The sequence below is a fragment of the Calidifontibacillus erzurumensis genome (genome assembly GCF_013303125.1).
GTDB lineage: Bacteria > Bacillota > Bacilli > Bacillales > Bacillaceae_J > Calidifontibacillus > Calidifontibacillus erzurumensis.
This window is the reverse complement of record NZ_JABTTE010000025.1, coordinates 1-26769: the sequence shown is the minus strand read 5'-3', so window position 1 is coordinate 26769 and position 26769 is coordinate 1. Positions and strand designations below refer to the sequence as shown.

Here is a 26769-nt window from a genome sequence, read left to right as displayed (position 1 = left end):
CCTGCGGTACCATCTGGTGTGCGGTGCCTGACCCCTCTACTGCACCATCTCCTGCTCCATCTCCTGCGCGGTGCCTGACCCCTCTACTGCACCATCTCCTGCTCCATCTCCCGTGCGGTGCCTGACCCCTCTACTGTACCGTCTCCGGCTCCGTCTCTGGCACTTGAGCCAGACAAACAAAAAAGGGACCGTTCAGAAAGTCGTATTTTGACCTCTAAACGTCCCTTTTCCAAACATCTCCATTATTCCATTTTAACCGCCGTTCTTTTTTTCGGCGCAGCCTAGGGCTCTGAATGGTTCTAAAACCAATATAAATTTTGGAAGTTTACTCTTTTCGAACATTCCCAGCCCTATATTTTCGATCATGTCTTATTTTCTTTTTTGTACCCATCCTAAAATCATTTCACGCAGCAATTTGCTTGCGGTATTAGCAGTTTGTTCAGATGGGTCATAAATTGGTGCAACCTCTACTAAATCCGCACCGACAACTTTCACATCTGATTTCGCAATTTCATGAATAGAAGCTAATAGTTCTTTCGAAGTAATGCCGCCAGCATCAACGGTACCCGTACCAGGTGCAAAAGCTGGATCAAGCACATCAATATCGATCGTGACGTAGACTGGGCGTCCAGCCAACTTCGGCAAAACTTCCTTCAGCGGCTCAAGCACTTCAAATTTTGCAATATACATGCCTACTTCTTTTGCCCACTCAAATTCTTCCTTCATGCCAGAACGGATACCGAAGGAGAACACATTTTGTGGACCAATTAATTCAGCAGCTTTACGAATCGGAGTTGAATGGGATAAAGGTTCCCCTTCATATTGCTCACGAAGATCTGTATGGGCATCCATATGGATGATCGCTAAATCCGGATATTTTTTGTACATCGCTTTAATGACTGGCCATGTTACTAAATGCTCGCCACCCATACCAAGCGGAAATTTATCAGCTGCTAAAATTTTATCGACAAACTCTTCAATAAGATCCAAACTTCTTTGTGCGTTACCAAAAGGAAGAGGAATATCCCCCGCATCAAAGTACTTCACTTCTTCAAGTTCTCGGTCTAAATATGGACTGTACTCTTCAAGACCAATTGAAACTTCCCGAATGCGGGCTGGACCGAAACGGGAGCCTGGGCGATAGCTTACTGTCCAATCCATCGGCATTCCGTATAAAACTGCTTCACTTTCTTCAAAATTTGGGTGGCTTTTTATAAAAACGTTCCCTGAATAGGCTTCATCAAATCTCATGTAAGAACCTCCTCAAAAATTCCATCCACTTGAACAAAATTTGCAAGAAACTTTCAACCAAAATCTTCTGAACAGCTGCTTTTCCAAATCCTTGCACGGAACACCAACTGACACTTAAAAACATTTGTCTTTCGCTAATTAGCCGGTTTTATAGGTATAGATCCAAGCAAAAATGACATACAAGAACTTCGTTATATCATGCCATTTTGTCAGAAAGAACCGGGCGCTGATAGAAACCAAGAATCTTATATCGGTAAGCCCATTTTCCCTGAATAGACTCGAGCGCAAACAGACACGTAAGCACTTTTTTATTTCGTTAATTCTTCCACAAAACGAGGAAGTACAAATGCTGCTTTATGAAGTTCTTTTGTATAATATTTTGTATCAATTTCATGGAAGCGGCTATCTTCTACTTTAAGTGGATCATATTTTTTAGAACCTAAAGTAAATGTCCACATGCCGCTTGGATATGTTGGAATATTTGCAGTGTAAAGTTTGACGATTGGGAAAATTTCTTTTACATCGCGTTGAACTGAACGGATTAAATCAGCTTTGAACCAAGGATTATCCGTTTGAGCTACAAACAAACCGTCCTCTTTTAACGCTTTAGCAATCCCTGCATAAAATCCTTTTGTAAATAGGTTGACAGCAGGACCTACTGGTTCTGTAGAATCAACCATGATCACATCATACTCATTTTCAGCTTGTGCAATATGCATGAAGCCGTCGCCGACGATGACTTCTACACGTGGGTTGTCAAGCTCTCCAGCAATTTCTGGAAGATATTTTTTAGAGTATTCAATGACTTTTCCATCAATTTCAACTAATGTTGCTTTTTTCACGCTTGGATGTTTTAAAATTTCGCGAATAACACCACCATCACCGCCGCCAACTACTAGTACATTTTCTGGGTTTGGATGAGTAAATAGCGGCACATGAGCAACCATTTCATGATATACAAACTCATCTTTTTTTGTTGTCATAACCATGCCATCTAAAACAAGCATGTTTCCAAACTCTACTGTTTCAATCATATCTAATTTTTGGAACTCTGTTTGTTCTGTATGTAAAGTCTGTTTAATTCTAGCTGTAATCCCAAAATGTTCTGTTTGCTTTTCCGTAAACCATAATTCCATATTTTTACATCCCTTTCTTCTAAAAAATACCATTTTAATGCTCTATTTTTTACTTTATTAATGTTCCCTACCCATTCCATAAAAATCATGGAAATCCATAAAAAATCAAAAATACAAGTACAAAGTATAGATGAATCTACTAAAAATGCAAGGAATTTTTTTGGTTTCATCATTTATTTTTCGCAGGGCAACTAAAGCCCAAAAAATCAATGCAAATGAATTTAAAAATACAGGATTAGGAAAGCAAATTTTTGTGGAGCATCAAGTTTCACCTTCCTAAAGTGATGAGACATTTTCTCCATGGATATTTAGGAAAGGAAAGCCCTTTTTTTCCTAATGGTTGACGACCTTCAACAAAACGGATTGATTCCAACTAAAAACTATTAGATACCTGAAAATATCTATCTATTTAAAAAGTATTTAGTAGATTATGATGTGTCTCCTAGCAAATTCATCCCCCTTTACCCTTTGCAAATTGGCAAACCTATCAAAGAATCATCCCTTTTTCTAAGTGATAAACATAGGTTTATTTTCCAAAAAAAATTCCCATACTAGTAATAATTTTTGATTACAAAACAAAATGAACGAAATAGAGGAAAAAAAGCAAAAGATGTGGCAGATGGTGCCACAGACGTATCACCAGAGGGGTCTGACACCACACCGCAGATGGTGCCACAGACCGTACACCAGAGGGGTCTGACACCACACCGCAGATGGTGCCACAGACCGTACACCAGAGGGGTCTGGCACCACACCTCAGATGGTGCCACAGACCGTACACCAGAGGGGTCTGGCACCACACCTCAGATGGTGCCGCAGACGTATCACCTGAGGGGTCTGGCACCACACTGCTGATGTACACCGCCAAACTTTTTGCAATGTTTAGGGGGGAGTTTGTTGGAGCTTATTACCCAAGAGAATTTAGAGAAGACTAGAAAATGGTTGAGGGCCATTTTCTTTATTGGCATGATTCTATTCATCCTACTCGTTATTTCCATCATTGGCTTTGTGGCTTACGGTAAGCTAACAGGTCCTCCACCGTTGGCAGTTCCACAAACGACGATTTATTACGCCTATGATGGAGAAACGATTATCGGCAAAAGCGTTCAGAACGGTGAAAATCGTTATTGGATGCCATTAAGTGAAATATCAGAAAACGTAATCAATGCTACCATTGCGATAGAGGATCGGAAATTTTATGATCATTTTGGCTTTGATATAAAAAGAATATTCGGCGCGGTGATTGCTGATTTGAAAGCAATGGCCAAGGTCCAAGGGGCCAGTACGATTACCCAACAATATGCCCGAAATTTATTTTTAGAACACGACAAAACTTGGAAAAGAAAAATCGAAGAAGCATTGTATACGATCCGATTGGAAACGAACTACAGCAAAGATGAAATTTTAGAAGGTTATTTAAATACAATCTATTATGGCCATGGAGCTTATGGGATCGAAGCAGCAGCAAACTATTATTTTAATAAACATGCTAGTGAACTAGATTTACACGAAGCGGCAATGCTTGCAGGAATTCCAAAAGCACCTAGCTATTATTCTCCTTTTGCCAATGAACAGAAAGCAAAAACTAGACAAAAAATCGTGCTGCAATCGATGGCTCAAAGCGGCATGATCACTGAAGCTGAGGCAAACGAAGCTTTTGAAAAACCTATTGAGTACAATAATGATAAAAAGATGGCAACTAAAAAAATAGCACCTTACTTCCAAGATGCTGTTAAAACTGCTTTAAGAGATATTGTAAAACTCGATGAGCGAACGATTGAATTGGGTGGATTACGTGTCTATACAACGCTCGATCCTGAGGCTCAAGAAAAAGCAGAAACCCATATTAAGAATATAATTAACCCAGAATCAGAAATCGAAGTTGCGCTCATGGCTATGGAGCCACACACAGGAAAAGTGCGTGCCCTAGTAGGGGGACGTGATTATGAAAAAAGCCCTTTTAACCGGGTGACGCAAGCAGAACGAATGCCAGGGTCCACATTTAAGCCGTTTCTTTATTATACTGCCCTGGCTCATGGCTTTACGCCATCAACAGTTATGCGCAGCGAACCAATGACTTTCACATATGATGAAGGACGCGCTGTTTACCGTCCAGACAACTTTAACAATTATTATGCAAATGATTTTATTACAATGGCTCAAGCTTTGGCCTTGTCTGATAATATTTATGCTGTGAAAACCCATATGTTTTTAGGTATTGAAAAGCTAATTGAAACAGCGAAATTGCTTGGAATTACAAGCGAATTAGACGCAGTTCCATCACTAGCTCTTGGAACTTCTACAGTTAAAATGATTGATATGGTAAAAGCGTATGGGACCATTGCCAACGGCGGTGTTCGCGTAAATCCTGTTTTTATAGAAAAAGTTGAAAATCATAAAGGTGAAGTCATTTACGAATATAAATCGGAGCATGAACAAATTTTAGATCCGGCTCTTGCCTTTGTCACTGCCCATCTTATGACTGGCATGTTTGATACAAAATTAAATTCATATACATCGGTCACCGGCCAGTCTATTGCCAATAAGCTTACACGTCTTTACGCTGGAAAGTCCGGTACAACGACAACAGACAGTTGGATGATCGGCTTTACTCCACAACTTGTAACAGGCGTTTGGATCGGCTATGATCGTGATAAAACGCTCGACATTGTCGCTGAAAGAGCGTACGCAAAACGAATTTGGGCGGATTTTATGGAAGATGTTTTACAAAATAAACCGTTTATCCCATTCAAAGCACCAAAAGGTACAGTGCCTGTTTATATCGATCCAACAAACGGATTATTGGCGACAAGCGGATGCAAAAATGCCCGCTTAACATACTATGTTGAAGGTACGGAGCCAACCGAGTATTGTACGGTTCATTTGCCAAATCACGCTGATGAGCATAAAGAAGAAAAGCCTGGCAACGAAGAAAATGCGGATAAAACTTGGTTTGATAAGCTATTTAATTGGTGGTAATAATCCCCTTAATAAAATCTTAAGATTAATTCCATTAGCAGTTCGGACCAATATTATGGTTTGTGCTGCTATTTTTTATTTTAGAAGTCTACTATAAAGGAGGGACTTGCTTTTCGAAAAGCTAAATACGTTCTTCCTAATTCCCAGGGTGCGTTTCTCTAAAAAGGCAATTCACTACTTTTCGAAAAGCCCCAACAAAAACTTTTTAAAAAAGAAGAAACCAAGGACCTTCATGTTGATCCTTGGTTTCTTTGTCCTAGTCTGTGTGTTTGTAGACTATTTATTAGTTTACTTTTTTTCCGCTAAAAGCTCAAGTGCTGTTCACAGAATGTTCAAAAATAGTATAAATATTTTGGAAACTAACTTTTCCGAAATTTAATTATGTTATTTATACCCTTCGCAATTTTCCTCTTGTTCCCTCTATATTTTGTAAAATTTTTATCCTTCAGCGCCAAAAAGCGACTGCCGCAATTCTTCCGATGAATTAGCCCACATGTCTGCATTGAAATTTTTCAAAAACTCTCCTAAAGACTTTCTAGATTTGTCATCCATATGGTTGACGACAATTCGGCCTTTCAGTGATCGATCCATATTGTTCACATGCTCTGGCATTGATTTATAAAGACGTTTTGCCTCATGGTCAATGAAAAGTTCACAAGCTCCAAGACCATGGTAATACGGTCCTTTTTCATTACGGTTAACGGTGACCCAAACGACCCAATACGTTTTGCCGTTCGGCACTTCTGATCTGTCCTTTACAATTTTGTTTCCTTTTTCAATTTCACTTCTAGCATGGAGCGCTCCCATGTCAATAAAAACTTCCTGCTTTTCTGTATCGATGATCACAGGTGAAACATTATTTAAGCTGATGGAGCCAGTTCCAAAACCACCATGACCCATCGTAGAATCGTTTTTTATAATATTAAAACCAGGACGTTGGTTTTTGTTCATTTTTTTCACCTCTTTTATATGAATTATTAGGGGTGTGACGTTCTATAAACAAGCTTTTTAAAGAATTACTATCATATACATAATATCCTTATTTTAACACCTATACACAGAAACTTCATCTTTGAAGACTTCGTCCATTTTTGCATACGAAGAAATTTTACTCATCTTCTAGGATTTACATGGAGGATCCCATGCCTTCATTTTGAAAGACTTAGACAAACGATTTTTAAAGCGATTACTGCAATTTGATTCTCCCTTTTTCACGGGTTTTGCATTAGGGTTGCCAACCTTACCATTTCATAAAAAACGTGCGTAACCAATGGATAAATGGGGATAGCTTTTTAGTGTTTATGGTATAATTTTTCATGTTGACTTAAAAAAATTAAAATAAGGAGAGATTTTCATGCCATATGTAACGATCAAAATGTTAGAAGGACGCACAGATGAACAGAAAAAAGCATTGGCAGAAAAAGTAACAGCAGCTGTCTCCGAAACAACAGGTGCACCTGCTGAGAGAATCCATGTGATGATCGAAGAAATGCCAAAAAATCACCTTGCAATTGGTGGAAAATTGGCTAGTGAACAATAAAAAGGCTTGCCAGTAAGTCATTTTTTAGGTGTAGACCAACGAAATTCAGGTAACATACCCGTGTGATGCGGATTCCAGTCTCCACCTTGCTTGCCTTTAATGAAGACTGAATAAACGGGGTTTTCCAATATGTCTACTTGCCTGCCCGAGTTAACTGAGCCAGGAAAACAATCTTAATATTACATACCTGAGCCCTCGATAGCAGGCCCTAAAACTGGCATCCAGCACAAAAACAGAGGCTAGATCCTTACAAGGACCTAGCCTTTTCAAATATTTGTTCTCGAAGCGTATCTATGTATTGATAGGCGTTTTCGATTTCCTCATTTGTGTAGCGCTGTTTGCTTTTTAAAGTAAATACTTTATCTCTTACTTGTTCTTTTGGGAGATCTTCAAAATAAAGCACAGTTGAAACTAGCTCTAAGAAACGGGAGCTTTGCTCGTTCATATTTTTAATACAGTCTTCAAGATGCGGCATTTCAATTTGGAAATGACGCAGAAATTCTTCCCCTGCTTTAGACAGCGTGTAACGATACTGGACATAGCCGCCTTTCTTTTCTTTTTCCTCGTGTAAAAAACCATTGTTTCCAAGTTCCTCAACCCGTAAAGTCAACTCTTCAGAATAAGGCCCAAAAAAGTGAAAATCGTATTTTTCATTAAAAGGAAAATGGAGTTTTTTTGCAATATAAATCATCTTTTGGAGTTTTTTTCTGCCGACGATTTCACCTGCATACGAAAACACCTTCATTAATTTTGCATGATCCTGCAACATTCATGCTCTCTCCTATCCTTGCAAAATTTCTTTTATTCTCTTCTTTACTGCACCCTCTGGCAGATTGTCGACAAAATCTTGTGGATAATAAAGCTTATGATCTGTTCTTTTTTTACCGGCAATAGCTTCAACAATCTCAGACTCTCTTGAAAGTTCACGCAGTTCACCGTTTGGCATTAATAAATTAATCGGCATACGTTCCCCTTCTTCTCCAAGCCGATAAAAATCGTAAGGGAGATCAGAGGAAGAGTCAACTTCTAAATAATAGTCTGTATCAATTCCAGCCTCTTTAAAGAGCTGAATTAATTCTACTAGCTGTTTATAGCTTGAATTTGGATTAAACTCTATATATTTAAAAAGATTTCGATTGATAAAGCGCCTGCACAAGTCTTTTAAAATTTTATCTTCTTCATGCATCCAATTTTGGAAAAAGAACAACATAACCGATTCATCAAGCGCCAAATAATCTTTTAAGCTAATATCTCCATTAAACAATGAATAAAAATGGGTGGGTTCAATTTGGAATTTATAACCTTGTTCAAATAGTTTTTTTGCACGGTGAAGAATTTTTGTAAGAATAACCTCTGCGCTCCGTGTGACTGGATGAAAATAAACTTGCCAATACATTTGGTAACGGCTCATAATGTAATCTTCAACGGCATGCATCCCGCTTTTTTTAATAACAACCATATCTTCTGTTGGCCGCATGACGCGCAAGATTCGCTCCATGTCAAAATGACCATAGCTCACGCCCGTATAAAAAGCATCACGCTGCAAATAATCCATACGGTCAGCATCAATTTGACTGGAGATCATGCTGACAACCAGTTTGTTTTCATAAGTTTTTGCAATAACTTCTGCAACTTTTTGCGGAAATTCGTCATTTACTCTTCTTAACACTTGATTAATTTCGGTATCACCGGTAATAATCTCACGTGTCCATTTTTCATGATCAAGATTAAAAACCTTTTCAAATGAATGAGAGAACGGACCATGACCAACGTCATGCAATAAAGCTGCTGAAAGACACAAGAGCCGTTCAGAATTATCCCAATGCTCGCGACCTTGAAAAATTTCAATGATTCGCCTAATAATCTCATAAACGCCAAGCGAATGGTTGAAACGGCTATGCTCAGCACCATGAAAGGTAAAAAATGTCGTACCAAGCTGGCGGATTCTCCTTAGCCTTTGAAACTCAGCAGTCCCAATCAAATCCCAAATTAATTTATCCCGAACATGCACATACCGATGCACGGGGTCTTTAAAAACTTTTTCTTCGTGAAGTTGTTCGTTTTCATATGCCATTAAAGGAGCTCCCTTCAATCCATTATCCATTGCAGCTCATTGCACAAGAAACTTCCGAACAAATACAACAAGTATCTTTTACAATCAATTTACTATTTTTCATTATACATTCTATTTCTTCTACAAAAAACCTCTTAACGAGTCAAAATTCGTAAAAGGTGCCGGAGACGGTACACCAGAGGGGTCTGGCACCCTACACCAGACGGTGCCGGAGATGGTACACCAGAGGGGTCTGGCACCGCTCCGTAGATGGTGCCGGAGATGGTGCATCAGAGGGGTCTGACACCGCTCCGTAGACGTGTTCCCAGTGAGATTTGGCACCCAAATAAAAAAAACCCTCTTTTCGTTTGAAAGAAGGTTCTTCCGCTTTTTTTTTGGCAACCGATGGTGTATTTACTTATCAAAAAATGCCTACCTACTATTTTTTTAGTTTCTTTTCTAGTTTGCTTATTAACTCATCTTCCGTTGGTGCTGAAATTGGACGATTATTTAAAAAGGCAAATGACTTTTTCCTACCTGGACCGCAATAAGATTGACAGCCAATCACAATTTCCGCATCTGGATCTAATTTTTTTAGCCTTGGCAACAATGTTTTTAAATTTGTACCTTGGCAATCGTCACAAACTCGAAATTCATTATTTTTTGACATCATAACCACCTACCTTTCTTTGAAACAATACCCAGCCTTTTCCCCTATCTTGAATCTATTGAAACGTTTAAATGTACATTTTATCACAATAAACCATGCAGAAATCCTGCAAATTTCGCTTTTAAACAAATGATATTTTACCACTTTCAACTATAGGCATCAATGATTCGACACACACCAGCTTTTCAATTACCATCGTTTTTAACATCTCCCCCCTTCGATTGCTTATCTTTCTTAAACCTCCTACTTGACCTTTCATAATTGCTGATCGTTTCTTAACATTACTTCCATAAACTCCCACTAAGCCTTTAAAATGCTGCCCATGAGCCCTCTTAGCCTATCTTTCAAAACACTCACCGAGCTCTTATATCCTGTCCGGCCTATTTTAGTTCTTCTTCGTAAAACTCTCACCGAACTATTCGTTTGTACGACTTCGTAAAACTAACCTAACCTTTCATCGTTTCTCCCGTAAAACTTCCACCCAACCTTTCTTACCTACCTCTAAAAAAACTCCTGCTAATTCTTTAGTTGCTTCTTTTTTTACAATCTAAGTTTTTCGCATTTTACAAAGTTAAAATTCAGCGAACAAAGCAATGCAAAAGATCATAAGATCCACAAATCAAAAAACCATACGTACCAAGATACGGTCCATGTAATCGGAAACCGCCAATGCGGATCGTATGCCTTCAGCCTCTCCCCCGTAAAAATAAAATTTCTATTATCCTTCTAAAATATGTATAAATTTTTCTCGATTTGTCCATCCTTAGACTAACGAAAATTCTAATTTGAATGAATGATTCTACTTTTACTAGAAAAATAAAAAAGGAGTGTTACTGAATGACTCAAAGACAAGATGCATGGTCTGAAGAAGATGATTTGCTGTTAGCGGAAACAGTCTTACGCCATATTCGAGAGGGAAGTACGCAATTAAACGCTTTTGAGGAAGTGGGTGATAAACTAAATCGGACATCTGCAGCATGTGGATTCCGTTGGAACGCTGTAGTCCGACAAGGTTACAAAAAAGCAATTGAATTAGCCAAAAAACAACGAAAGCAAAGACAAAGAATCTTAGGGGAAAAAACAAGACCGCTTTACACCCCTCCACCACCAACATTTTCATTTGATACACCAACAGAACTATTGGTTGATAGTGAGGGGCAACAAGGAGAATCCATTGGACAAACCATTGGAAACAGTGTAAGTCCTCAAACGAGAGAAATGACCTTGGACGATGTGATTTTATTTTTAACAAACTTAAAAAATAACGGTCAACAATCTACAAGCTTACAGCAACAGAATGATAGATTAAAAACAGAAAATAAAGCGTTGTCTGAAGAAATTGCCCAACTAAAAAAACAGCTTGAAGAGACAGAAAAAGAATTCCAAACTATTCAGGAAGACTATCAAGCGCTTGTTAAAATTATGGATCGTGCTCGTAAAATGGTTTTATTTGAAGATGAGGATAAACCAACAAATACATTCATTATGGATAAAAACGGAAATCTTGAGCGCTTAGCAAAATAACTTCGAAAAAGGTTGTCTCCTAGGAAAAACTACTGGGAGACAACCGTATTTTTTTATATTGAAAGATACAAAATGTTATAATTGCGGGAGAAATCGTAACTTTTATAAGGAGATAAGATATGACAACGGAAATCCATCCACTTTTAGAGCAAAAGGAATGGCGTTTTGTTGACCACTCCCGTCTTGGCCTCGAATTTAGCGCACTTCAATCTTTTGCATATGACGATACATTTTGTACATCGGTAGGTGCTGGAAAATCTGCTCCAGTTGTACGCGTATGGGTCCATAAACCGACCGTTGTATTAGGAATTCAAGATGGAAGGTTGCCTTATTTAGACGAAGGAATTCATTTTCTTGAACAACTCGGATTCCAGACAATTATTCGGAATTCAGGTGGCCTTGCAGTTATATTGGATGAAGAAATTTTAAACGTTTCCCTCATTTGGCCTGAAGGAAAAGGAATTGAGATTAATCGCGGATATGAAGCGATGTGGCAGCTCGTTCAACTAACAATGCGCACAGGCGGGTTTCATGTGCCCATTGAAGCGAGGGAAATTGTTGGGTCTTATTGCCCGGGAAGTTTTGATTTAAGTATTGATAATAAAAAATTTGCAGGAATTTCCCAACGTCGGCTTCGCGGCGGTGTTGCGGTACAAATATATTTATGTGTTGCTGCAAGCGGCAGTAAGAGGGCAGAAATCATAAAGGAATTTTACGAACGGGCATTACAAGGGATTAACACTAAATTCTCCTATCCGAAAATTATTCCGGCTACAATGGCTTCTTTATCAGAATTGCTCCATACGGACATTACAACCAATCAGATGAAGAACTACTTGCTTGAAGCACTGCAAAATATTGGTGAACCTAGAACACCAATCAGACCATCGACCTCTTTAAATGAATACGAACAGGAATTATTTCATTACCATTACGAACGTTTATTAAAACGAAATTTTATGTAGATTGAAATAAGTTGCTATAAATGATATGGAGTGAAAGCTTCAACCCACCTCCAGCAAAATTAGGGACTGTACCGCAGATGGTGCCGGAGACGGTGCACCAGAAGGGTCTGACACCACTCCGCAGACGGGGCCGGAGATGGTGCTCCAGAGGGAGCTGGAACCACACCGAAGATAGTGCCACAGACGGTACATCAGAAGGGGCTGACACCACTCCGCAGACGGGGCCTGAGATGGTGCTCCAGTGGGGGCTGACACTACACAGCAGATGGGGCCGGAGATGGTGCACCAGAGGGGTCTGACACTACACAGCAGACGGGGCCGGAGATGGTGCTCCAGAGGGAGCTGGAACCACACCGAAGATAGTGCCACAGACGGTACATCAGAAGGGGCTGACACCACTCCGCAGACGGGGCCGGAGATGGTGCTCCAGTGGGGGCTGACACTACACAGCAGACGGGGCCGGAGATGGTGCACCAGAGGGGTCTGACACCCTACCACAGACGGTGCCTGAGACAGTACACCAGTTGGAGCTGGAACCACACCGAAGATAGTGCCACAGACGGTACATCAGAAGGGGCTGACACCCTAACCCAGACGGCGCCAGAGACAGTACACCAGAGGGGTCTGGAACCACAACCCAGATGGGGCTGGAGATGCAAAAAAGGGCACAAGCCCTACCGCTTGTGCCCTCTGATCCCTAGATTCAATTTGTTCCCTTTCTAAATCATAAATTCTTTACAGCGCTTGTAGTGCTGTAATTAACGCAAGTTTGTAAACATCTTCAGCGTTGCAGCCACGAGATAGATCGTTCACCGGTTGGTTTAAGCCTTGCAAAATTGGTCCAATGGCTTCAAAGCCGCCAAGCCGTTGAGTAATTTTATAACCGATATTACCAGCGTCTAATGTTGGAAATACGAATACTTTTGCATTCCCTTGAATGACAGAATTTGGTGCTTTTTTGGCAGCAACAGATGGTACGAATGCGGCATCAAATTGTAATTCTCCGTCAATCAACAAATCAGGCTGTCTTTCTTTTGCAATTTTCACAGCTTCAGCCACTTTTTCAGTTTCAGGTGTCACCGCTGACCCTTTCGTAGAAAAGCTAAGCATAGCCACACGTGGTTCCACATCGAAAAGTTTTGCAGATTCAGCACTCACGATAGCTATTTCCGCTAAATCCTGGCTGTCAGGGGCCACATTGATAGCACAGTCAGCAAAAATGTAACGTTCTTCCCCGCGACACATGACAAACATCCCTGAAGTTTTCCGAATGCCAGATTTTGTTTTAATAATTTGCAGTGCCGGACGAACAGTGTCAGCTGTCGAATGGGCAGCACCGCTGACAAGACCATCCGCTTTTTTCATATAAACAAGCATCGTTCCAAAATAGTTTTCATCTTTTAAAATTTCTCTTGCTTCTTCCTCCGTCACTTTTCCTTTGCGGCGTTCTACAAATGCACTCACAAGCTCATCAAACTCGTCATAAGAAGCCGGATCAATGATTTCTACATTTTCCAACGAAACATTGAGAGAGGCTGCTTTCTGTAAAATTTCCTTTTTCGCACCGATCAAAATTGGTTTTAATATTTCCTCAGAAGCAAGCCGTCCAACTGCTGTTAAAATCCGTTCATCCAAACCTTCCGGGAAAACAATCGACTTATTTTGATTTCTCACCTTTTCTTTTACAATCGAAAACAAATCGCTCAAAGAAAAAACCTCCACAAGCAAAATTTAAATATAACAACTTTTCCCCCTTATTATTGCCATATCCGGATAAAACCACCGAAGGGTCGTCGTAACCGGAAACTTTCCCTCTTACTATTACAATATACCTTTCAATCGCTCTTGAAAATGGGCACAAACCTTCGGAAGCGCTTCCTTAAAGAAGTTCTTTTTTTCTAAATATAAAAAAATTGCGGAATTCATAAATAGCTTTTTTCATCTTTTGAACTTGAGTTCAACAATTTTTTACAACTTTTTCAAACCTATAACTTTCTTCTAAAGTAAACTATTGCTATAGTAGTTAATGATTATGGACAAACTGTTCAAAGAGGAATTAAAGAAAGAGGGAGTGTTTTTAATGAGTGAACCAGTGAAAACGTTAGATGGTTGGTATACTTTGCATGATTTCCGCACTGTTGATTGGGCAGCTTGGAAAACTCTTTCAAGTGATGAACGGAACGAAGCGATCGCTGAATTTCAAAATTTCCTCAACAAATTAAAACAAACAGAGGAAGCTAAACAAGGAAGCCATGCGTTGTACACAATCGTTGGCCAAAAAGCAGACTTTTTGTTAATGATTTTACGCCCTACAATGGAAGAACTAAATGAGCTTGAAACAGAATTCAATAAAACAAAATTTGCAGAGTTTTTAATCCCTTCTTATTCATATGTTTCTGTTGTTGAATTGAGCAACTATTTGCCAGCGGATCAAGATCCATATCAAAATCCTGAAATTTTGGCGCGTTTATACCCAATCCTTCCTAAAACAAAACATATTTGCTTCTATCCAATGAATAAACGCCGCCAAGGCAATGATAACTGGTATATGCTTCCTATGGAAGAGCGAAGCAGAATGATGCGTTCTCACGGCATGATCGGTCGTCAATATGCAGGAAAAGTAAAACAAATTGTTACTGGTTCGGTTGGTTTTGACGATTGGGAATGGGGCGTTACTTTATTTGCAGACGATGTCCTTCAATTCAAAAAACTTGTGTATGAAATGAGATTTGACGAAGTAAGTGCACGTTACGGCGAATTCGGTTCATTCTTCGTCGGCAATATTTTAACTGAAGAAGCTATTCCAAAGTTTTTAAGTATTTAGTGCATTAAAGGATTATTTCATAATATGCATGTTTTCATTTAGGGCATTACATCACTGATAAATTCTTGGCCTACATCAAAAGTTGAACTTTCACATTGGTTATTAAATATATAGTTCATTAGGGGCTGGCCTATTTGTTGAATTTCAAATTGAGGCCTCCCCTTTTTCATTGATCTATACATCCCTGTTGTTTCCCAGGGATCGTTTTTCTTTTTCACGATTTTTCATTGAATATTGTTCTCTATAAAATCCTTGGCGCTTCCCAAGGGCGTTTTTTTTCCTAATTTCTCATTGAATTTTGTCATCTATAAATCCTTGGCGCTTCCCAAGGGCGTTTTTTTTTTTCCTAATTTCTCATTGAATTTTGTCATCTATAAATCCTAGCGCTTCACAGGGGCGTTTTTCTTTTCCCGATTTTTCATTGAATATTATTCTCTATAAAGCCCGGGCCCTCCCTAGGGTATTTTTATTTTCCCAATTTCTCATTGAATTTTGTCATCTATAAATCCTAGCGCTTCACAGGGGCGTTTTTCTTTTCCCGATTTTTCATTGAATATTGTTCTCTATAAAATCCTTGGCGCTTCCCAAGGCGTTTTTCTTTTCCTAATTTCTCATTGAAATTTGTCATTAATAAATCCTTGGCGCTTCCCAAGGCATTTTTCTTTTCCTAATTTCTCATTGAAATTTGTCCTCTATAAAGCCATTGATTACTGCTTCACTATTTGCTTCATACAACTACTTTAGCCAGTCAAAAAACTTAAAATCTAAAATACTTAAATCTCTCCGGTCCGGATTCAATTTATCACCACCTAAAATTTCTCTCCCAAACTCTAAGCAAAAAGGTCTCTCGGTCTCTCACTTAATTTTCCAAAAACCTCCTTTCACTAAATTCCCCAAAACTTAAAATGTACAAGCTTATCTAGCATTAATTTTTTATCATAACACCCCCAACTGACACATATTATCTAAATGTATAAAAACGGCGAAAAGACTGCCGTGAAATATCGGTTCACACGTATGCATCTCAATATAAAAACCCAATAAATAGCAAAAAACTAGTCACCATTTTCACCTCTTACAATATGTTATTAAGGTAATCGCTTTTGTGAGGTGAGAAAATGGCTGTTGTTGCCCATACAACTGAAGATTTAAGACTTCTTGCAAGATTGATGAGAGCAGAAGCAGAAGGCGATGGAAAACTTGGTATGTTAATGGTCGGCAATGTGGGAGTTAACCGTGTTATCGGCAATTGTCTTGATTTTAAAGGGATTCGTTCTTTAAGAAGCATGGTGTTTCAAAAGCCCGGCGGTTTCGAGGCCGTTGATAAACCTTATTTCTATCAGCGGGCAAGAGAATCGGACATTAATTTAGCCCGTCAAGTTATCAGAGGCTGGAAATACCATCCGGCATCTTATTGTCTTTGGTTCTTCAAGCCAAGTGGCGCCTGTCCAGCACAATGGTTTAATCAATGGAATGCAGGCCGTTATAAATCTCATTGTTTTTATGCACCGTCTCAAAGTGACTGTCCACAAATTTATTTTTAAAAAAATGTCTATCATCTCAGGGAGGAATGTGAAATGGCAAAAAAATTCCAAACAAGTCCATATGGTCAATATCCACAATTTGGGTTCCAACAACAAGTTCAAGTTCCAACAGTATCCGGCGGCTTTTTCCCAGGAGTTGGCATACCACAAACACCTACTGCTCCTAGCGTACCTACCACACCTACTGCGCCTCAAATTCCGGGAATGCTGCCAATTGAAGAATCATACATTGAAAATATTTTGCGTTTAAACAAAGGAAAAATTGCAACAGTTTATGCTACGTTTGAAAACAATAAAGAATGGAACGCAAAAATTTTCAAAGGCGCTATTGAAGCTGCGGGCAGAGACCATCTGATTTTAAGCGATCAACAAACTGGCACCCGCTATTTAATTCCAATGATTTACGTTGATTATGTAACATTTGATGAAGAAATTAATTATGAATATCCATTTGCTTCAGGCATGCCAGGTCTTGCCTCATTTAGCCCTAGATAATATAATCTGCTGCAAACTCATAAGGCAGCATAATTGTATTGCAAAATAAAACTAGTACGATCCCCAAGTCCATACTTACTGCTTTATATCGCATACTTTTTTGAAAATGATACCTAACCACATTGTGAAAAACGGGGCACCAGAATGATCGAATGATTAACTCTGAAAGCCCCTTACCAATGCTTCAATCTGTCATTTTAAACACCCTTTATAATATTATTTGATGGGATTTCCACTCTATGGACATCCTATTTTTTATTTTTATAACTCTGTGTTACAAGCACTTTTCCATCCTAGAAACACGACGGTTTATTCTTTTTTCAACCACTTTTTTCCATAGCGTAAACATCAACTTGAACCGTATTTTTAAACTCTAATTTTTAAGCGTGCTATTCATGTGCATAGCTTTTTTTGTTCCCGAAAATATCGATATAAAAAGAAGGCGCCATTCTTAATCGAAGGCGCCTTCCAAGATAACTCATATTTTTTATCAATTTAGCACTCAAATCTTATCTGCATATTTTTCTCACAATCAGATTTTCATTAGTTTCTCAAAGCAGCCAGCCCAAGCAACGCCCAGCCTACCAAAAATGACACGCCGCCAAACGGTGTAATAAACCCTAGCACCGTAATTCCTGACGTACTTAAAGCATACAAGCTTCCGGAGAAAAGAATAATGCCGATCAACATCATAATGCCGGCCCATTTCACAAGTTTGGAATCACGCCATAGATTGGCAGCAAACGCAGTGACGAACAAGCCAACTGAATGAAACATTTGATAATCGACCGCTTTTTCCCACACATCCATCATTCTCTCTGTCAGCTTTCCTTCCAGTCCGTGTGCGCCAAAAGCACCTAAGGCAACTGCTAAAAATCCATTAATTGCCCCCAAAAATAAAAACATTCGCATAAACCTATTTCACCTTTTCTTTCTAAACTTTACCTTTATGATAACGAATTGCCCAAAAAATCGCCAATATAATGGAGCCCCCACTTTTTAAAACAATGGATAAAATATTTTAATCTGTCACATATTAACAATGAAACTTTTGTATAGGAGGTCAACCAATGAAAAAACTTTCTTCTCTATTCTTAGCACTCTTTTTAACAATGGCGCTCGCATTGCCTGTTTGGGCGCAAACTGACTCTTCTCAAAAATCTGGGGAGGTGAAAGTCGAACTAACAAAAGAGCAGCAAGAAGAGCTCTCCAAGCTCCATGATGAAATTCTCCAAAAGAAATTTGAGATGATTGATAAACACGTTGAATTTGGCGTCATTTCAAAAGAAAAAGGTGAAAAAATAAAAGAAAAATTGCGCCAAAAAGCTGAAAAAATGAAAAAAGACGGCATGATGAAAATGCCATACAAGTCCAAATGCAAATGCGATGACGATGGTGACCAAGATTAAAAAATGTCTAGTATGAGGACCATCAAGAAATTTTCTGCGTAATAGCATTGCAAAATACAATAAGGCCATCGGAGGATTAATCCCTCTTTCTTGCTCGATAAAACATCAAGGGATTAATCCTTTTTTTGTTTGTCCATGAAAAATTTGAATGAAAAGAATCGCTCGAAGATTGGTGGGCTCATAAAAAACCTCCACTTAATTCAAGTGGAGACTAATCAACGAACTATCAAAATCCTATTTAACTTTTTTTAACTTTTTGGCAAAAGTCCTCCGACACTTCATCATATTTAAAGATTTTTACATGCTAGAAAGACGCGAATGGATCACTTTTTACCACATCTTCAGGTCATTTTATTCCAATTTCATCCCTTCAAAAAGCGCATCCATACTATACTGCTTTCCAAATAGCAAGTCATATTGCAAGCGCAAATACGTATCTTCAAGAGGCTTGACGTTCTCTGGCGTCGATTTATGCAGTTCACCGCTTCCATCGCTTTTCACGGATGTTGTAAATCCTGGCATTTGATGGCTAAACTCTTCCAAAAAACGATAATAAAGCGGTTTTTCAATTCCTGCTAAATCAAGAACGTACGGCGCCAAAAATGATGGGCTAATCGTTTCTGGAAGGCTTGGTATATCTTCGGAAAAATTGTTCCAAACAACTAATGGCGTCGTTCTCATTTTCCGGTATTCATCAAGCGACCACTCGCCATCAACAAAACCTGCTTCTTTATACGTTAAATAGTCTGCCCCTAAAAATGGAAGATGGTCTCCATAAAAAACAATGATCGTCGGTTCCTCTGATTTTTCATAGTATTCCATAAGCTCAGCTAGAGCCTGATCCGCATCATAAACACCTTGCGTAAAAGTTTCTAAACTTCCCCGCGCTTCTTCTGATAACTGGCTGCTTTCAATATTCACTCTTACATTTCCATAACGTCCTTTTTCATAAGGACCATGATTTTGCATCGTCACGGCATAAATAAAATCTGGCTTTTCCGTTGCTTCCGTTGTTTTGATAATTTCTTTAGTTACTTCTAGATCAGCAATGTAAGGTCCGCGATATTCAGCTTTATTTTTTTCAAAATCATCTAAGCTAACAAATTTATGGAACCCAATATGTTTATATACATTTTTTCGATTCCAAAACCAGTCGTAATACGGATGGATCGCAGTCGCTTCATACCCTTGTTTTGTTAATACCGTCGCCAATGATGGAGTTGGGCGGCCGATAAATTGCTGATAAGCGATTGATCCTGTTGGTAAAAATGATACGCTAAAGCCCGTTAATGCCTCAAACTCAATGTTGGCTGTACCGCCTCCAAACTGCGGTGACAAGAGCCAACCAATTTGATTTTGCCGAACCGTCGGCATTGGATCTTTGCTAAATGTCACTGATTGCAATTGTGTTGGATCCCAAAAAGATTCATTCATAATAAAAATAATATTCGGTTTTTGTTCCAATTGGTTAGCGGGCTTTTCTTGAGGCAGCCGCTCTTCAAGATCACCCACAGTTTGTAAAATATTTGCCTTCCCATACCCTTGCGGCGGGAATACGATTGTGCTCTCCGTATTTAATACAAAACTTAGCATAAACCCGTTAATCCGGTAGTTCGAATCTTGATTCCAGTTTATATGCGTAATTTGCAAAGTTTGAAACAAATGTTTTAAAGGCGTTGATCTGAATGCAAAGAAGGAAATGATCAACCCAACACTTAAAACAATAAGAACTAAACGTTTTAAGAGGTCGAGCCGGAAAACGGCAAATGTTATTTTTTTCTTAATAAAAATAAGTGCTGCCATAATAACAACAAAAGTAATACTTGCCAAAATCAGCTTCTGTTGATCAACTTCCTTAATCAGCTCGGGAAATAAATTAAACATCTGCTGATAAAGCAATATGTCCCATGGATAGAGGTTTTCTCCTAAAAACATATATTTATAACGATTAATAAAACTTAACAATAAAATAAACAGCGAAAAAGCAAAAGTGCTAAATAATAGGTCATTAAAGAGGCCTAAAAATAATAGAAAGAAGACAATAAAAATCAAGTAGTTTAATATGAATGGGTTATAATGTTCTTCCATCCATTTTTTTGCCTCCAGAAAATCACCACGAATGAAAGTTTCCATTACGATTAATAAAATGCCAGCAGCAATAGCCACAAACAATAACGTATACAAAATTTTGGCTATTTTAATAACAACACTGCTTTTTCCTTCTTTTTTACGCTCCGCCACTTTTTTATCATCCTTTAACTTTATCTTAGTTTTTAAACAATCTTTTAAACTTTTTACAAGTTTTCAACCGGTTTTTCCCATTAAAATCAACTGTTTTCCTTTTTTATTATAAAATTTTTTACCATAAATGAATACAAGCTTTACAAATTTCATCAAAAATCGGCAAGTTTCTTCACTACTTCATCAATTTTCAAACAGACTGTAGTTTTTTGGGATCCAATGGAAGTTTAAATATTAGGGATATTGGCCAATTCATTCAGACTATAAGGGTGGTAAGTAGTAAATCGTTAAAAAAGGCGTTCGAATTTAAATTCTCGAACGCCTAATCATTTGATTGATCACTTCCGAAAACACAAGGCCAATGGCAATCGAACCTGAAATCATAAACGCTTTAGCAGCTAATTGAACGGCTGTACTATAATCATTGACGACAAAATGACGCATCGCATCATACGCCAATCCCCCAGGGACTAACGGAATAATTCCAGAAACATTAAATACAATAATTGGCATTTTGTAAATTTTAGCAAACGTCTGGCTCATAATGGCAATTAAAATTGATGCCACCGAAGTTGCCAACATCATATCAATTTCAAGAATATTAACGAGAACCATATAAACCATCCACCCAAACATACCTACAAAACCGCATTTCAACAATGCATTCTTCGGCACATTAAAAATAATCCCAAAAGCCGCCGTAGCAATAAAACTCGTAACAAGCTGCTCAATCATAAACATAAAAAAATCCTTTCCATATTTGTTAAATGGTCTTTAAAGGGTCTACCCCTTCCGCAGACGGTGCCACAGACGGTACACCAGAGGGGTCTGGCACCTCACCCTAGACGGTGCCACAGTCGGTACACCAGAGGGGTCTGACACCTCACCCTAGACGGTGCCGCAGTCGGTACGCCAGAGGGGTCTGGCACCTCACCGCAGACGGTGCCGCAGTCGGTACACCAGAGGGGTCTGGCACCTCACCGCAGACGGTGCCACAGACGGTACGCCAGAGGGGTCTGGCACCATCAAATGGCACTCTCAAACGCCCACTCTCAGTCATTAATAAAATGAGATAATGACAGCAACCCCAGAGCCGATCGCAAAAGCTGTTAGGAATGCTTCAGCCCCTTTGGAGAGACCTGATAATAAGTGTCCCGCCATCAAGTCCCGGACAGCATTTGTAATTAATAACCCTGGCACAAGCGGCATCACCGAACCAATGATAATTTTGTCAAGTTCATGACCAATCCCGCTTTTCACAAAAATAACGGCAATAAACCCAATTACAAAAGATGATATAAATTCCGCAAAAAATTTAATATCGACCATGCGGCTCAAGTAAATGAAAAAAATAAATCCAATTCCACCAGTTAATAATGCTGGGAAGAAATCGCGCCATTCTCCTTTAAACATGATTAAAAAGCAGCCAGAAGCAATCGCCGCTGCTGCAACTTGCCACCATATGGAATAAGCATGTTTTGTTGCTTCAATTTGCAGCAATTGTTCATAGGCTTCGTCAATCGTTAATTCCCCGCTGCTGATTTTTCTTGAAACACTATTGACCTTGGCCACCTTCTCTAAATCAGTTGACCGTTCCGTAATGCGGATAAATCGAGGTGCCTCCATTTGGTCAACGGTAAAAATAATACCAGTAGGCGTTACATAACTATGAGGTTCCAAATAGTTGTATGAAGCGGCAATCCGCATCATCGTATCCTCAACCCGGTATGTCTCCGCACCGTTTTGCAGCATGATTTTCCCTGCTAGCATACAGACATCTACAACCTCTTCTAATGAAGGTTCCGTCATCGTTTTCATATCCATTGAACAAATCTCTCCTACCCGAAATGAAATCTATCCGGTTTCTATTTAGCATCATTTTATTCTTTTGCAAAAAAATTTAAAAGTGAATCCTAGCAAAAGTAAACAGCACTAAAAACTCATCGTCACAAGAAAAAAATAAAAAACCTCTCAAGCTTTTAGTCTAACACTAATTCCTTGAGAGGCAAAAATATCATTTTCACAGTTTGATTTTTCCATTTTTAAAAAGTTCCCTAAAATCTATTACCAAACCCTACAAGCTCAAATCAATTTAACTCGCATCCAAAACGACAGTTACCTTAAACAAATCACCATCAACTACAATAGTAAGCTCGCCACCATGGAGGTCAACAATCGATTTTGCAATCGCAAGGCCAAGCCCGGAACCTTCCGTTTGCCGCGACGCATCCCCGCGCTTAAACCGTTCAAATAGCTCGTCAACGTCACAGCCAAGCTCATATTTTGCAATATTTTTAAATTCAATGATTACCTTATTATCCTTGCGCTTCAAATCTATATAAACGCGGGTATGCTCAAGGGAGTATTTCAAAATATTGCCAATCAAATTATCAAATACTCGCCACATTTTTTGTCCATCAACAACCGCATACACCGGCGTTTCTAAACCTGTAACCCTAAATTGCAGCGTTGATTCATTGATTTTTTCATCATATTCGGCTAATGCTTGCTGCAACAATTGAGCCACATCTACTTTTTCTTTTAAAAGCTCAATATTGCCGCTCGCCATTTTCGATGCTTCAAACAAATCATCAATCAACACTTTTAGCCGCTTCGACTTTCGGTCGATGATTTCAATATAGGAATTACGCTCATCTTCGCTCAAATCCGGCGTTTTTAACAGCTCTGTATACGTAATAATCGAAGTAAGCGGTGTTCGAAGGTCATGGCTGACATTTGTAATGAGCTCTGTTTTCAGCCGTTCACTTTTCGCTCTCTCTCTCTGCGATGCCTTTACACCATACTTTAACTCATTAATATTTCTCGCAAAATTGGCCAAAACCGATTTCCCTTTAACCGGCAAATCCTGCTCAAAATTTCCTGCAGCTAACTCGCTCGTATGTTTAACAATCCGATTAAAATAACCGATTCGCTTCATAAGCCATATAAAAAGCGGAAAACCAACGAAAAGAAAAGCGAAAAAATAAACAACGAAAAAGATCGGCTCAACGAAACCAGCCGCAAAACCCATGCCAAAAGCAAAAACAATCGCCAAAATAATAATTACTTGTGTGCCAACCCGCCGGTTTAAAAATGCGCTTTTTACCGCATCAATGATCCTCCAGACCATCGCTTTGGATAAATCCTCTTTAAACTGTCCATGAACTTTATATCGCTCAACAAGCAGTTTCGCTTGCAAAAGTACACAAGCTACCGACAAAGTGGTCCAGAAGAAATGATAAATTACTCCTTCTGCAAAACTATATATATTTTCCGGATAGCCAAAAAGGAACCAACTATCATCTAGAACAGCAATGGCTATACAAACTGTTATGAAAAAGACAGCAAATTTTACATCAATGGGAACCCTATTATAGGAGACTGCTATTTGATCGAGTTCCGGTTGGAAAACACGGACAACCTCTGTCTTTTTATATAAATAGATGCTCAAAACTAAGGCAGCAATTCCCACTAAAGTATAAATATAATAGATGATTTGGTCTTGTTTAAAATCGTAATACTCTTGCAATACTGTATTTGATTCTGGTGCTGCTTTTGGAACTGCAATTTGCCCTGTAAAAACAGCAGCGTTTTTATTGTAAAACCGCTCTACAGCCTCATTAAATTCGCCAAAATGCTGATAGCGATCCGCAGTAGATAATTCTTTATAAGTTTTAATAAAAGCCATCTGTTTACTTGTAAACACTTGTTCCGGTGAACCTTCAATATTTGTAAAAATTTCACCAGTCTCTACATTTCGCAAATAATACTGAAATGTATTTTTAAGATCAAGAAACTCGCGACGATATTGTTCCATTTCTTCAAAATATTGATCAATTTCTGCTTCTTTTTCCTTTATTATTTTTTGACGAACATGGTCATCGCTCGTGAAGTTTTTTGTAATATCTTCAATTTTTGCATCCCGTTCTGCCTTATAAATATTAGCAACTTCTTCGTTTTTTGCTTCCAATGCATCTTGAATTTTTCCTTCATATTGCTCTTTGATACTTGTAATTTGTTCGTTTAAATTTCCGTACCGATAGCGGTGCTCATCAATTTCATCCTTTGTCACGGTAATCTCTTTCTTTGCATCCTCTTTTGTAATCTTACTTAATTCAAACACCCATAATTTATTAATGAAGTCATCTAATGTATGATTAAACGGATCCGTTTGAAAATAATCTTTGTTGATAAAATAACTTGCTTTGGAAAGACCAATAAACAGCCCGCTTAATCCATAGGTTAATAGAAGCACCCAAGCTATAACGGCTGCTCTTCTTTTCCATTTTTTAGACAATGACTTCAAACCTCCTTCTTTGTTTCAATTACGCTTAAAATAAAGCACAGAACATCTCTCTTTACTTTTCCATCTTATAGCCAATTCCCCATACAACTTTTAAATAGCGGGGATTTTTCGGATCGATTTCAATTTTCTCCCTAATTTTGCGAATATGAACAGCCACTGTATTTTCAGCATTATATCCCGGCTCTTTCCAAACCCGCTCATAAATTTCCTGAATTGAAAAAACCCTTCCAGCATTGGTCATGAGTAGCTCAACAATTTTATATTCAATTGGTGTCAGTTTCACCGGTTCACCATTCACAGTCAATTCTTTCGCAGACCTGTCAAGGGTCAAGCCGTTTAAATGAACAAGCTGGTCACCTCTTGCTCCTTCATACGTCCCCAACATAACATAACGCCTCAGCTGTGACTTTACCCGGGCAATAAGCTCAAGCGGATTAAACGGCTTCGTTACATAATCATCTGCACCAACTTGCAAGCCAAGAATTTTATCGGTATCTTCACTTTTTGCACTCAGCATAATGATTGGAATGTTTTTCTGCTCACGAATCTTAAACGTTGCTGCAATACCATCAAGCCGCGGCATCATAATATCTAAAATGATGAGATGAATATCATGTTCCATTAACTTTTCCAACGCTTCAATCCCATCTTTTGCTTTAATAACGGTAATTCCTTCATTTCTCAAATATATCTCAATCGCATCACGAATTTCTTTTTCATCATCAACGACAAGTACGTTATAATTGTTCATTTTTTATCACACTCCTTTCCCAAATTATAACGTTTTGAAAAATGTTTTGGACATGGACACAGCGGGAGATCTACATCTGTTCTGAACAATTGTTATTGTAACTGGCAAATCTTAATATTCACTGATGATAAAACTTAAGATTTTCTTAAGATTTTCAGTTATTTTTATGTATTTTCATTTTGGCGTTGTAGGAAAAAGCACGTATTTTACCTATTTCACTCAAAAGCGTTCATTATTTTTTACATTACTTTTGGTGGGAAAAATGGGGTACAAGTGATTTTAAATTGGGGTACATTGGGGTACAACAATAATACCGGGCGGGTGTTAAAATCCTAGTTAAGGATTACCTATCCACCCACCCATTTCGTATAAAATCGTTCATTTTATCTCCTAACTTATATATTTTCTTAATTGTTTGTATGGATATATTGATAAAATATTATCCCGCCTAAATATGCGGAATTTCTTTCTCAGATGACAATAGGCTTTGATGTATTTGTCGCTTATTTCATATATGGTAATGATTCGATGTGTAATCGTTCCATTTGAAGATTGGTAAATCATTTCAACAGGAGCTTTACTTTCAATATGTGATTTTAAATACGCAAACATATTTTCGCCTCCCTATTTACATTATAACCGAACATGTGTTTTAATATCAATATTAAAAAGAATATATGTTCGCAAAAAGGAGGCTAACGATGTACAAAGTACTATATACAAAATTATTTGCCGGTCAACGGCTTGTTCATGTTATGGATTTCAATAACAGTCAAATCATTGAGTTTACAATGGATGAACTTGAAAAAGATGAACTTACGAAAGAATTAAAAATGTATATCGAAGAGATCAAAGAACAAATTGATAGTGGATATTTTGATTATGATCTTTAAATATTCACACAAAGTTCTAATTACAATTCAGGTGGTGAAAAAAGCAGGAGTTAACCGCAGCGCAATACAAGATTGCTCCTAAAGGCATATTAAGGCATAGATAAAATAAAAAATAATTTATGCAAAATGATGCTCTGTCAAGATAATGGACACAATAAATTGTGATTTTCTTATTAAATCCTACCGCA

23 protein-coding genes are annotated in these 26769 nt (G+C 38.4%); 9 read left to right on the top strand and 14 right to left on the bottom strand.

Annotated elements, in window-relative coordinates; all coding sequences use genetic code 11:
• Positions 1 to 369: 369 nt before the first annotated feature.
• Positions 370 to 1251 (bottom strand): agmatinase, encoded by an 882-nt coding sequence (gene speB / locus HR057_RS14615; protein ID WP_173732188.1) that lies wholly within the window; start codon positions 1249 to 1251, stop codon positions 370 to 372.
• A 308-nt stretch (positions 1252 to 1559) separates the two neighbouring features.
• Entirely contained in the window at positions 1560 to 2387 is an 828-nt protein-coding gene (speE, locus tag HR057_RS14610) for a polyamine aminopropyltransferase (protein ID WP_173732187.1), read from the bottom strand.
• An 897-nt stretch (positions 2388 to 3284) separates the two neighbouring features.
• Between speE and HR057_RS14605 the strand changes: the two genes are divergently transcribed.
• Positions 3285 to 5366 (top strand): transglycosylase domain-containing protein, encoded by a 2082-nt coding sequence (locus tag HR057_RS14605; RefSeq protein WP_173732186.1) that lies wholly within the window; start codon positions 3285 to 3287, stop codon positions 5364 to 5366.
• A 438-nt stretch (positions 5367 to 5804) separates the two neighbouring features.
• On the opposite strand, the gene HR057_RS14600 is transcribed toward HR057_RS14605, so the two are convergent.
• The gene (locus HR057_RS14600; protein ID WP_173732185.1) at positions 5805 to 6317 is read right to left on the bottom strand and encodes a YwhD family protein; all 513 of its coding nucleotides are present in this window, start codon (positions 6315 to 6317) and stop codon (positions 5805 to 5807) included.
• A 403-nt stretch (positions 6318 to 6720) separates the two neighbouring features.
• Between HR057_RS14600 and HR057_RS14595 the strand changes: the two genes are divergently transcribed.
• Entirely contained in the window at positions 6721 to 6906 is a 186-nt protein-coding gene (locus HR057_RS14595) for a 2-hydroxymuconate tautomerase (RefSeq protein WP_173732184.1), read from the top strand.
• 247 nt (positions 6907 to 7153) lie between these two features.
• On the opposite strand, the gene HR057_RS14590 is transcribed toward HR057_RS14595, so the two are convergent.
• The 3 genes from HR057_RS14590 to HR057_RS14580 all read right to left on the bottom strand — a co-directional run bounded on the left by HR057_RS14590 (position 7154) and on the right by HR057_RS14580 (position 9629).
• A complete protein-coding gene (locus tag HR057_RS14590; protein ID WP_173732183.1) occupies positions 7154 to 7675 on the bottom strand; it encodes a YwgA family protein in 522 nt (173 codons plus the stop codon).
• 12 nt (positions 7676 to 7687) lie between these two features.
• Complete coding sequence (locus tag HR057_RS14585) at positions 7688 to 8980, bottom strand: HD domain-containing protein (protein WP_173732182.1); 1293 nt, start codon at positions 8978 to 8980, stop codon at positions 7688 to 7690.
• A gap of 418 nt (positions 8981 to 9398) precedes the next feature.
• Positions 9399 to 9629 carry a DUF1450 domain-containing protein gene (locus HR057_RS14580; RefSeq protein WP_173732181.1) on the bottom strand — a complete coding sequence of 77 codons (231 nt, stop codon included), beginning with the start codon at positions 9627 to 9629 and terminating at the stop codon, positions 9399 to 9401.
• Between the two features lie 837 nt (positions 9630 to 10466).
• Here HR057_RS14580 and HR057_RS14575 point away from each other — a divergent pair.
• Together HR057_RS14575 and HR057_RS14570 are read left to right on the top strand one after the other, a co-directional pair.
• Positions 10467 to 11153, top strand: coding sequence for an RsfA family transcriptional regulator (locus HR057_RS14575; RefSeq protein ID WP_173732180.1), 687 nt, complete (start codon positions 10467 to 10469; stop codon positions 11151 to 11153).
• Between the two features lie 119 nt (positions 11154 to 11272).
• Positions 11273 to 12118 (top strand): lipoate--protein ligase family protein, encoded by an 846-nt coding sequence (locus HR057_RS14570; RefSeq protein ID WP_173732179.1) that lies wholly within the window; start codon positions 11273 to 11275, stop codon positions 12116 to 12118.
• A 735-nt stretch (positions 12119 to 12853) separates the two neighbouring features.
• Here the strand turns inward: HR057_RS14570 and pta are convergent.
• A complete protein-coding gene (gene pta / locus HR057_RS14565) occupies positions 12854 to 13825 on the bottom strand; it encodes a phosphate acetyltransferase (protein ID WP_173732178.1) in 972 nt (323 codons plus the stop codon).
• Positions 13826 to 14198: 373 nt separating this feature from the next.
• On the opposite strand from pta, the gene hemQ reads away from it, so the two are divergent.
• The 3 genes from hemQ (at position 14199) to gerQ (ending at position 16981) form a co-directional block, all read left to right on the top strand.
• A complete protein-coding gene (gene hemQ / locus HR057_RS14560) occupies positions 14199 to 14942 on the top strand; it encodes a hydrogen peroxide-dependent heme synthase (RefSeq protein ID WP_173732177.1) in 744 nt (247 codons plus the stop codon).
• Between the two features lie 1118 nt (positions 14943 to 16060).
• Positions 16061 to 16486, top strand: coding sequence for a cell wall hydrolase (locus tag HR057_RS14555; RefSeq protein WP_173732176.1), 426 nt, complete (start codon positions 16061 to 16063; stop codon positions 16484 to 16486).
• Between the two features lie 33 nt (positions 16487 to 16519).
• Positions 16520 to 16981, top strand: coding sequence for a spore coat protein GerQ (gerQ, locus tag HR057_RS14550; RefSeq protein ID WP_173732175.1), 462 nt, complete (start codon positions 16520 to 16522; stop codon positions 16979 to 16981).
• A gap of 543 nt (positions 16982 to 17524) precedes the next feature.
• Here the strand turns inward: gerQ and HR057_RS14545 are convergent.
• A complete protein-coding gene (locus HR057_RS14545) occupies positions 17525 to 17893 on the bottom strand; it encodes a DUF423 domain-containing protein (RefSeq protein ID WP_173732174.1) in 369 nt (122 codons plus the stop codon).
• Between the two features lie 158 nt (positions 17894 to 18051).
• Here HR057_RS14545 and HR057_RS14540 point away from each other — a divergent pair, with 158 nt between their 5' ends.
• Positions 18052 to 18390 (top strand): DUF2680 domain-containing protein, encoded by a 339-nt coding sequence (locus tag HR057_RS14540; protein ID WP_173732173.1) that lies wholly within the window; start codon positions 18052 to 18054, stop codon positions 18388 to 18390.
• 351 nt (positions 18391 to 18741) lie between these two features.
• Here the strand turns inward: HR057_RS14540 and HR057_RS14535 are convergent, their stop codons facing one another.
• From HR057_RS14535 to HR057_RS17460, 6 genes are all read right to left on the bottom strand, one after another.
• The gene (locus HR057_RS14535; protein ID WP_329955894.1) at positions 18742 to 20631 is read right to left on the bottom strand and encodes an LTA synthase family protein; all 1890 of its coding nucleotides are present in this window, start codon (positions 20629 to 20631) and stop codon (positions 18742 to 18744) included.
• Positions 20632 to 20937: 306 nt separating this feature from the next.
• Positions 20938 to 21372: a threonine/serine exporter family protein gene (locus HR057_RS14530; protein WP_173732172.1), complete on the bottom strand. Its 435-nt coding sequence runs from the start codon at positions 21370 to 21372 to the stop codon at positions 20938 to 20940.
• Between the two features lie 318 nt (positions 21373 to 21690).
• A complete protein-coding gene (locus tag HR057_RS14525) occupies positions 21691 to 22455 on the bottom strand; it encodes a threonine/serine exporter family protein (RefSeq protein WP_374724198.1) in 765 nt (254 codons plus the stop codon).
• Between the two features lie 268 nt (positions 22456 to 22723).
• Positions 22724 to 24928 carry a sensor histidine kinase gene (locus HR057_RS14520; RefSeq protein WP_173732171.1) on the bottom strand — a complete coding sequence of 735 codons (2205 nt, stop codon included), beginning with the start codon at positions 24926 to 24928 and terminating at the stop codon, positions 22724 to 22726.
• 61 nt (positions 24929 to 24989) lie between these two features.
• Complete coding sequence (locus HR057_RS14515; protein ID WP_173732170.1) at positions 24990 to 25688, bottom strand: response regulator transcription factor; 699 nt, start codon at positions 25686 to 25688, stop codon at positions 24990 to 24992.
• A 390-nt stretch (positions 25689 to 26078) separates the two neighbouring features.
• Positions 26079 to 26300, bottom strand: a complete 222-nt coding sequence (locus HR057_RS17460) for a WYL domain-containing protein (RefSeq protein ID WP_456236880.1) — start codon at positions 26298 to 26300, stop codon at positions 26079 to 26081.
• A gap of 89 nt (positions 26301 to 26389) precedes the next feature.
• On the opposite strand from HR057_RS17460, the gene HR057_RS14510 reads away from it, so the two are divergent.
• Entirely contained in the window at positions 26390 to 26581 is a 192-nt protein-coding gene (locus HR057_RS14510) for a hypothetical protein (protein ID WP_173732169.1), read from the top strand.
• The last annotated feature ends 188 nt before the right edge of the window (positions 26582 to 26769 follow it).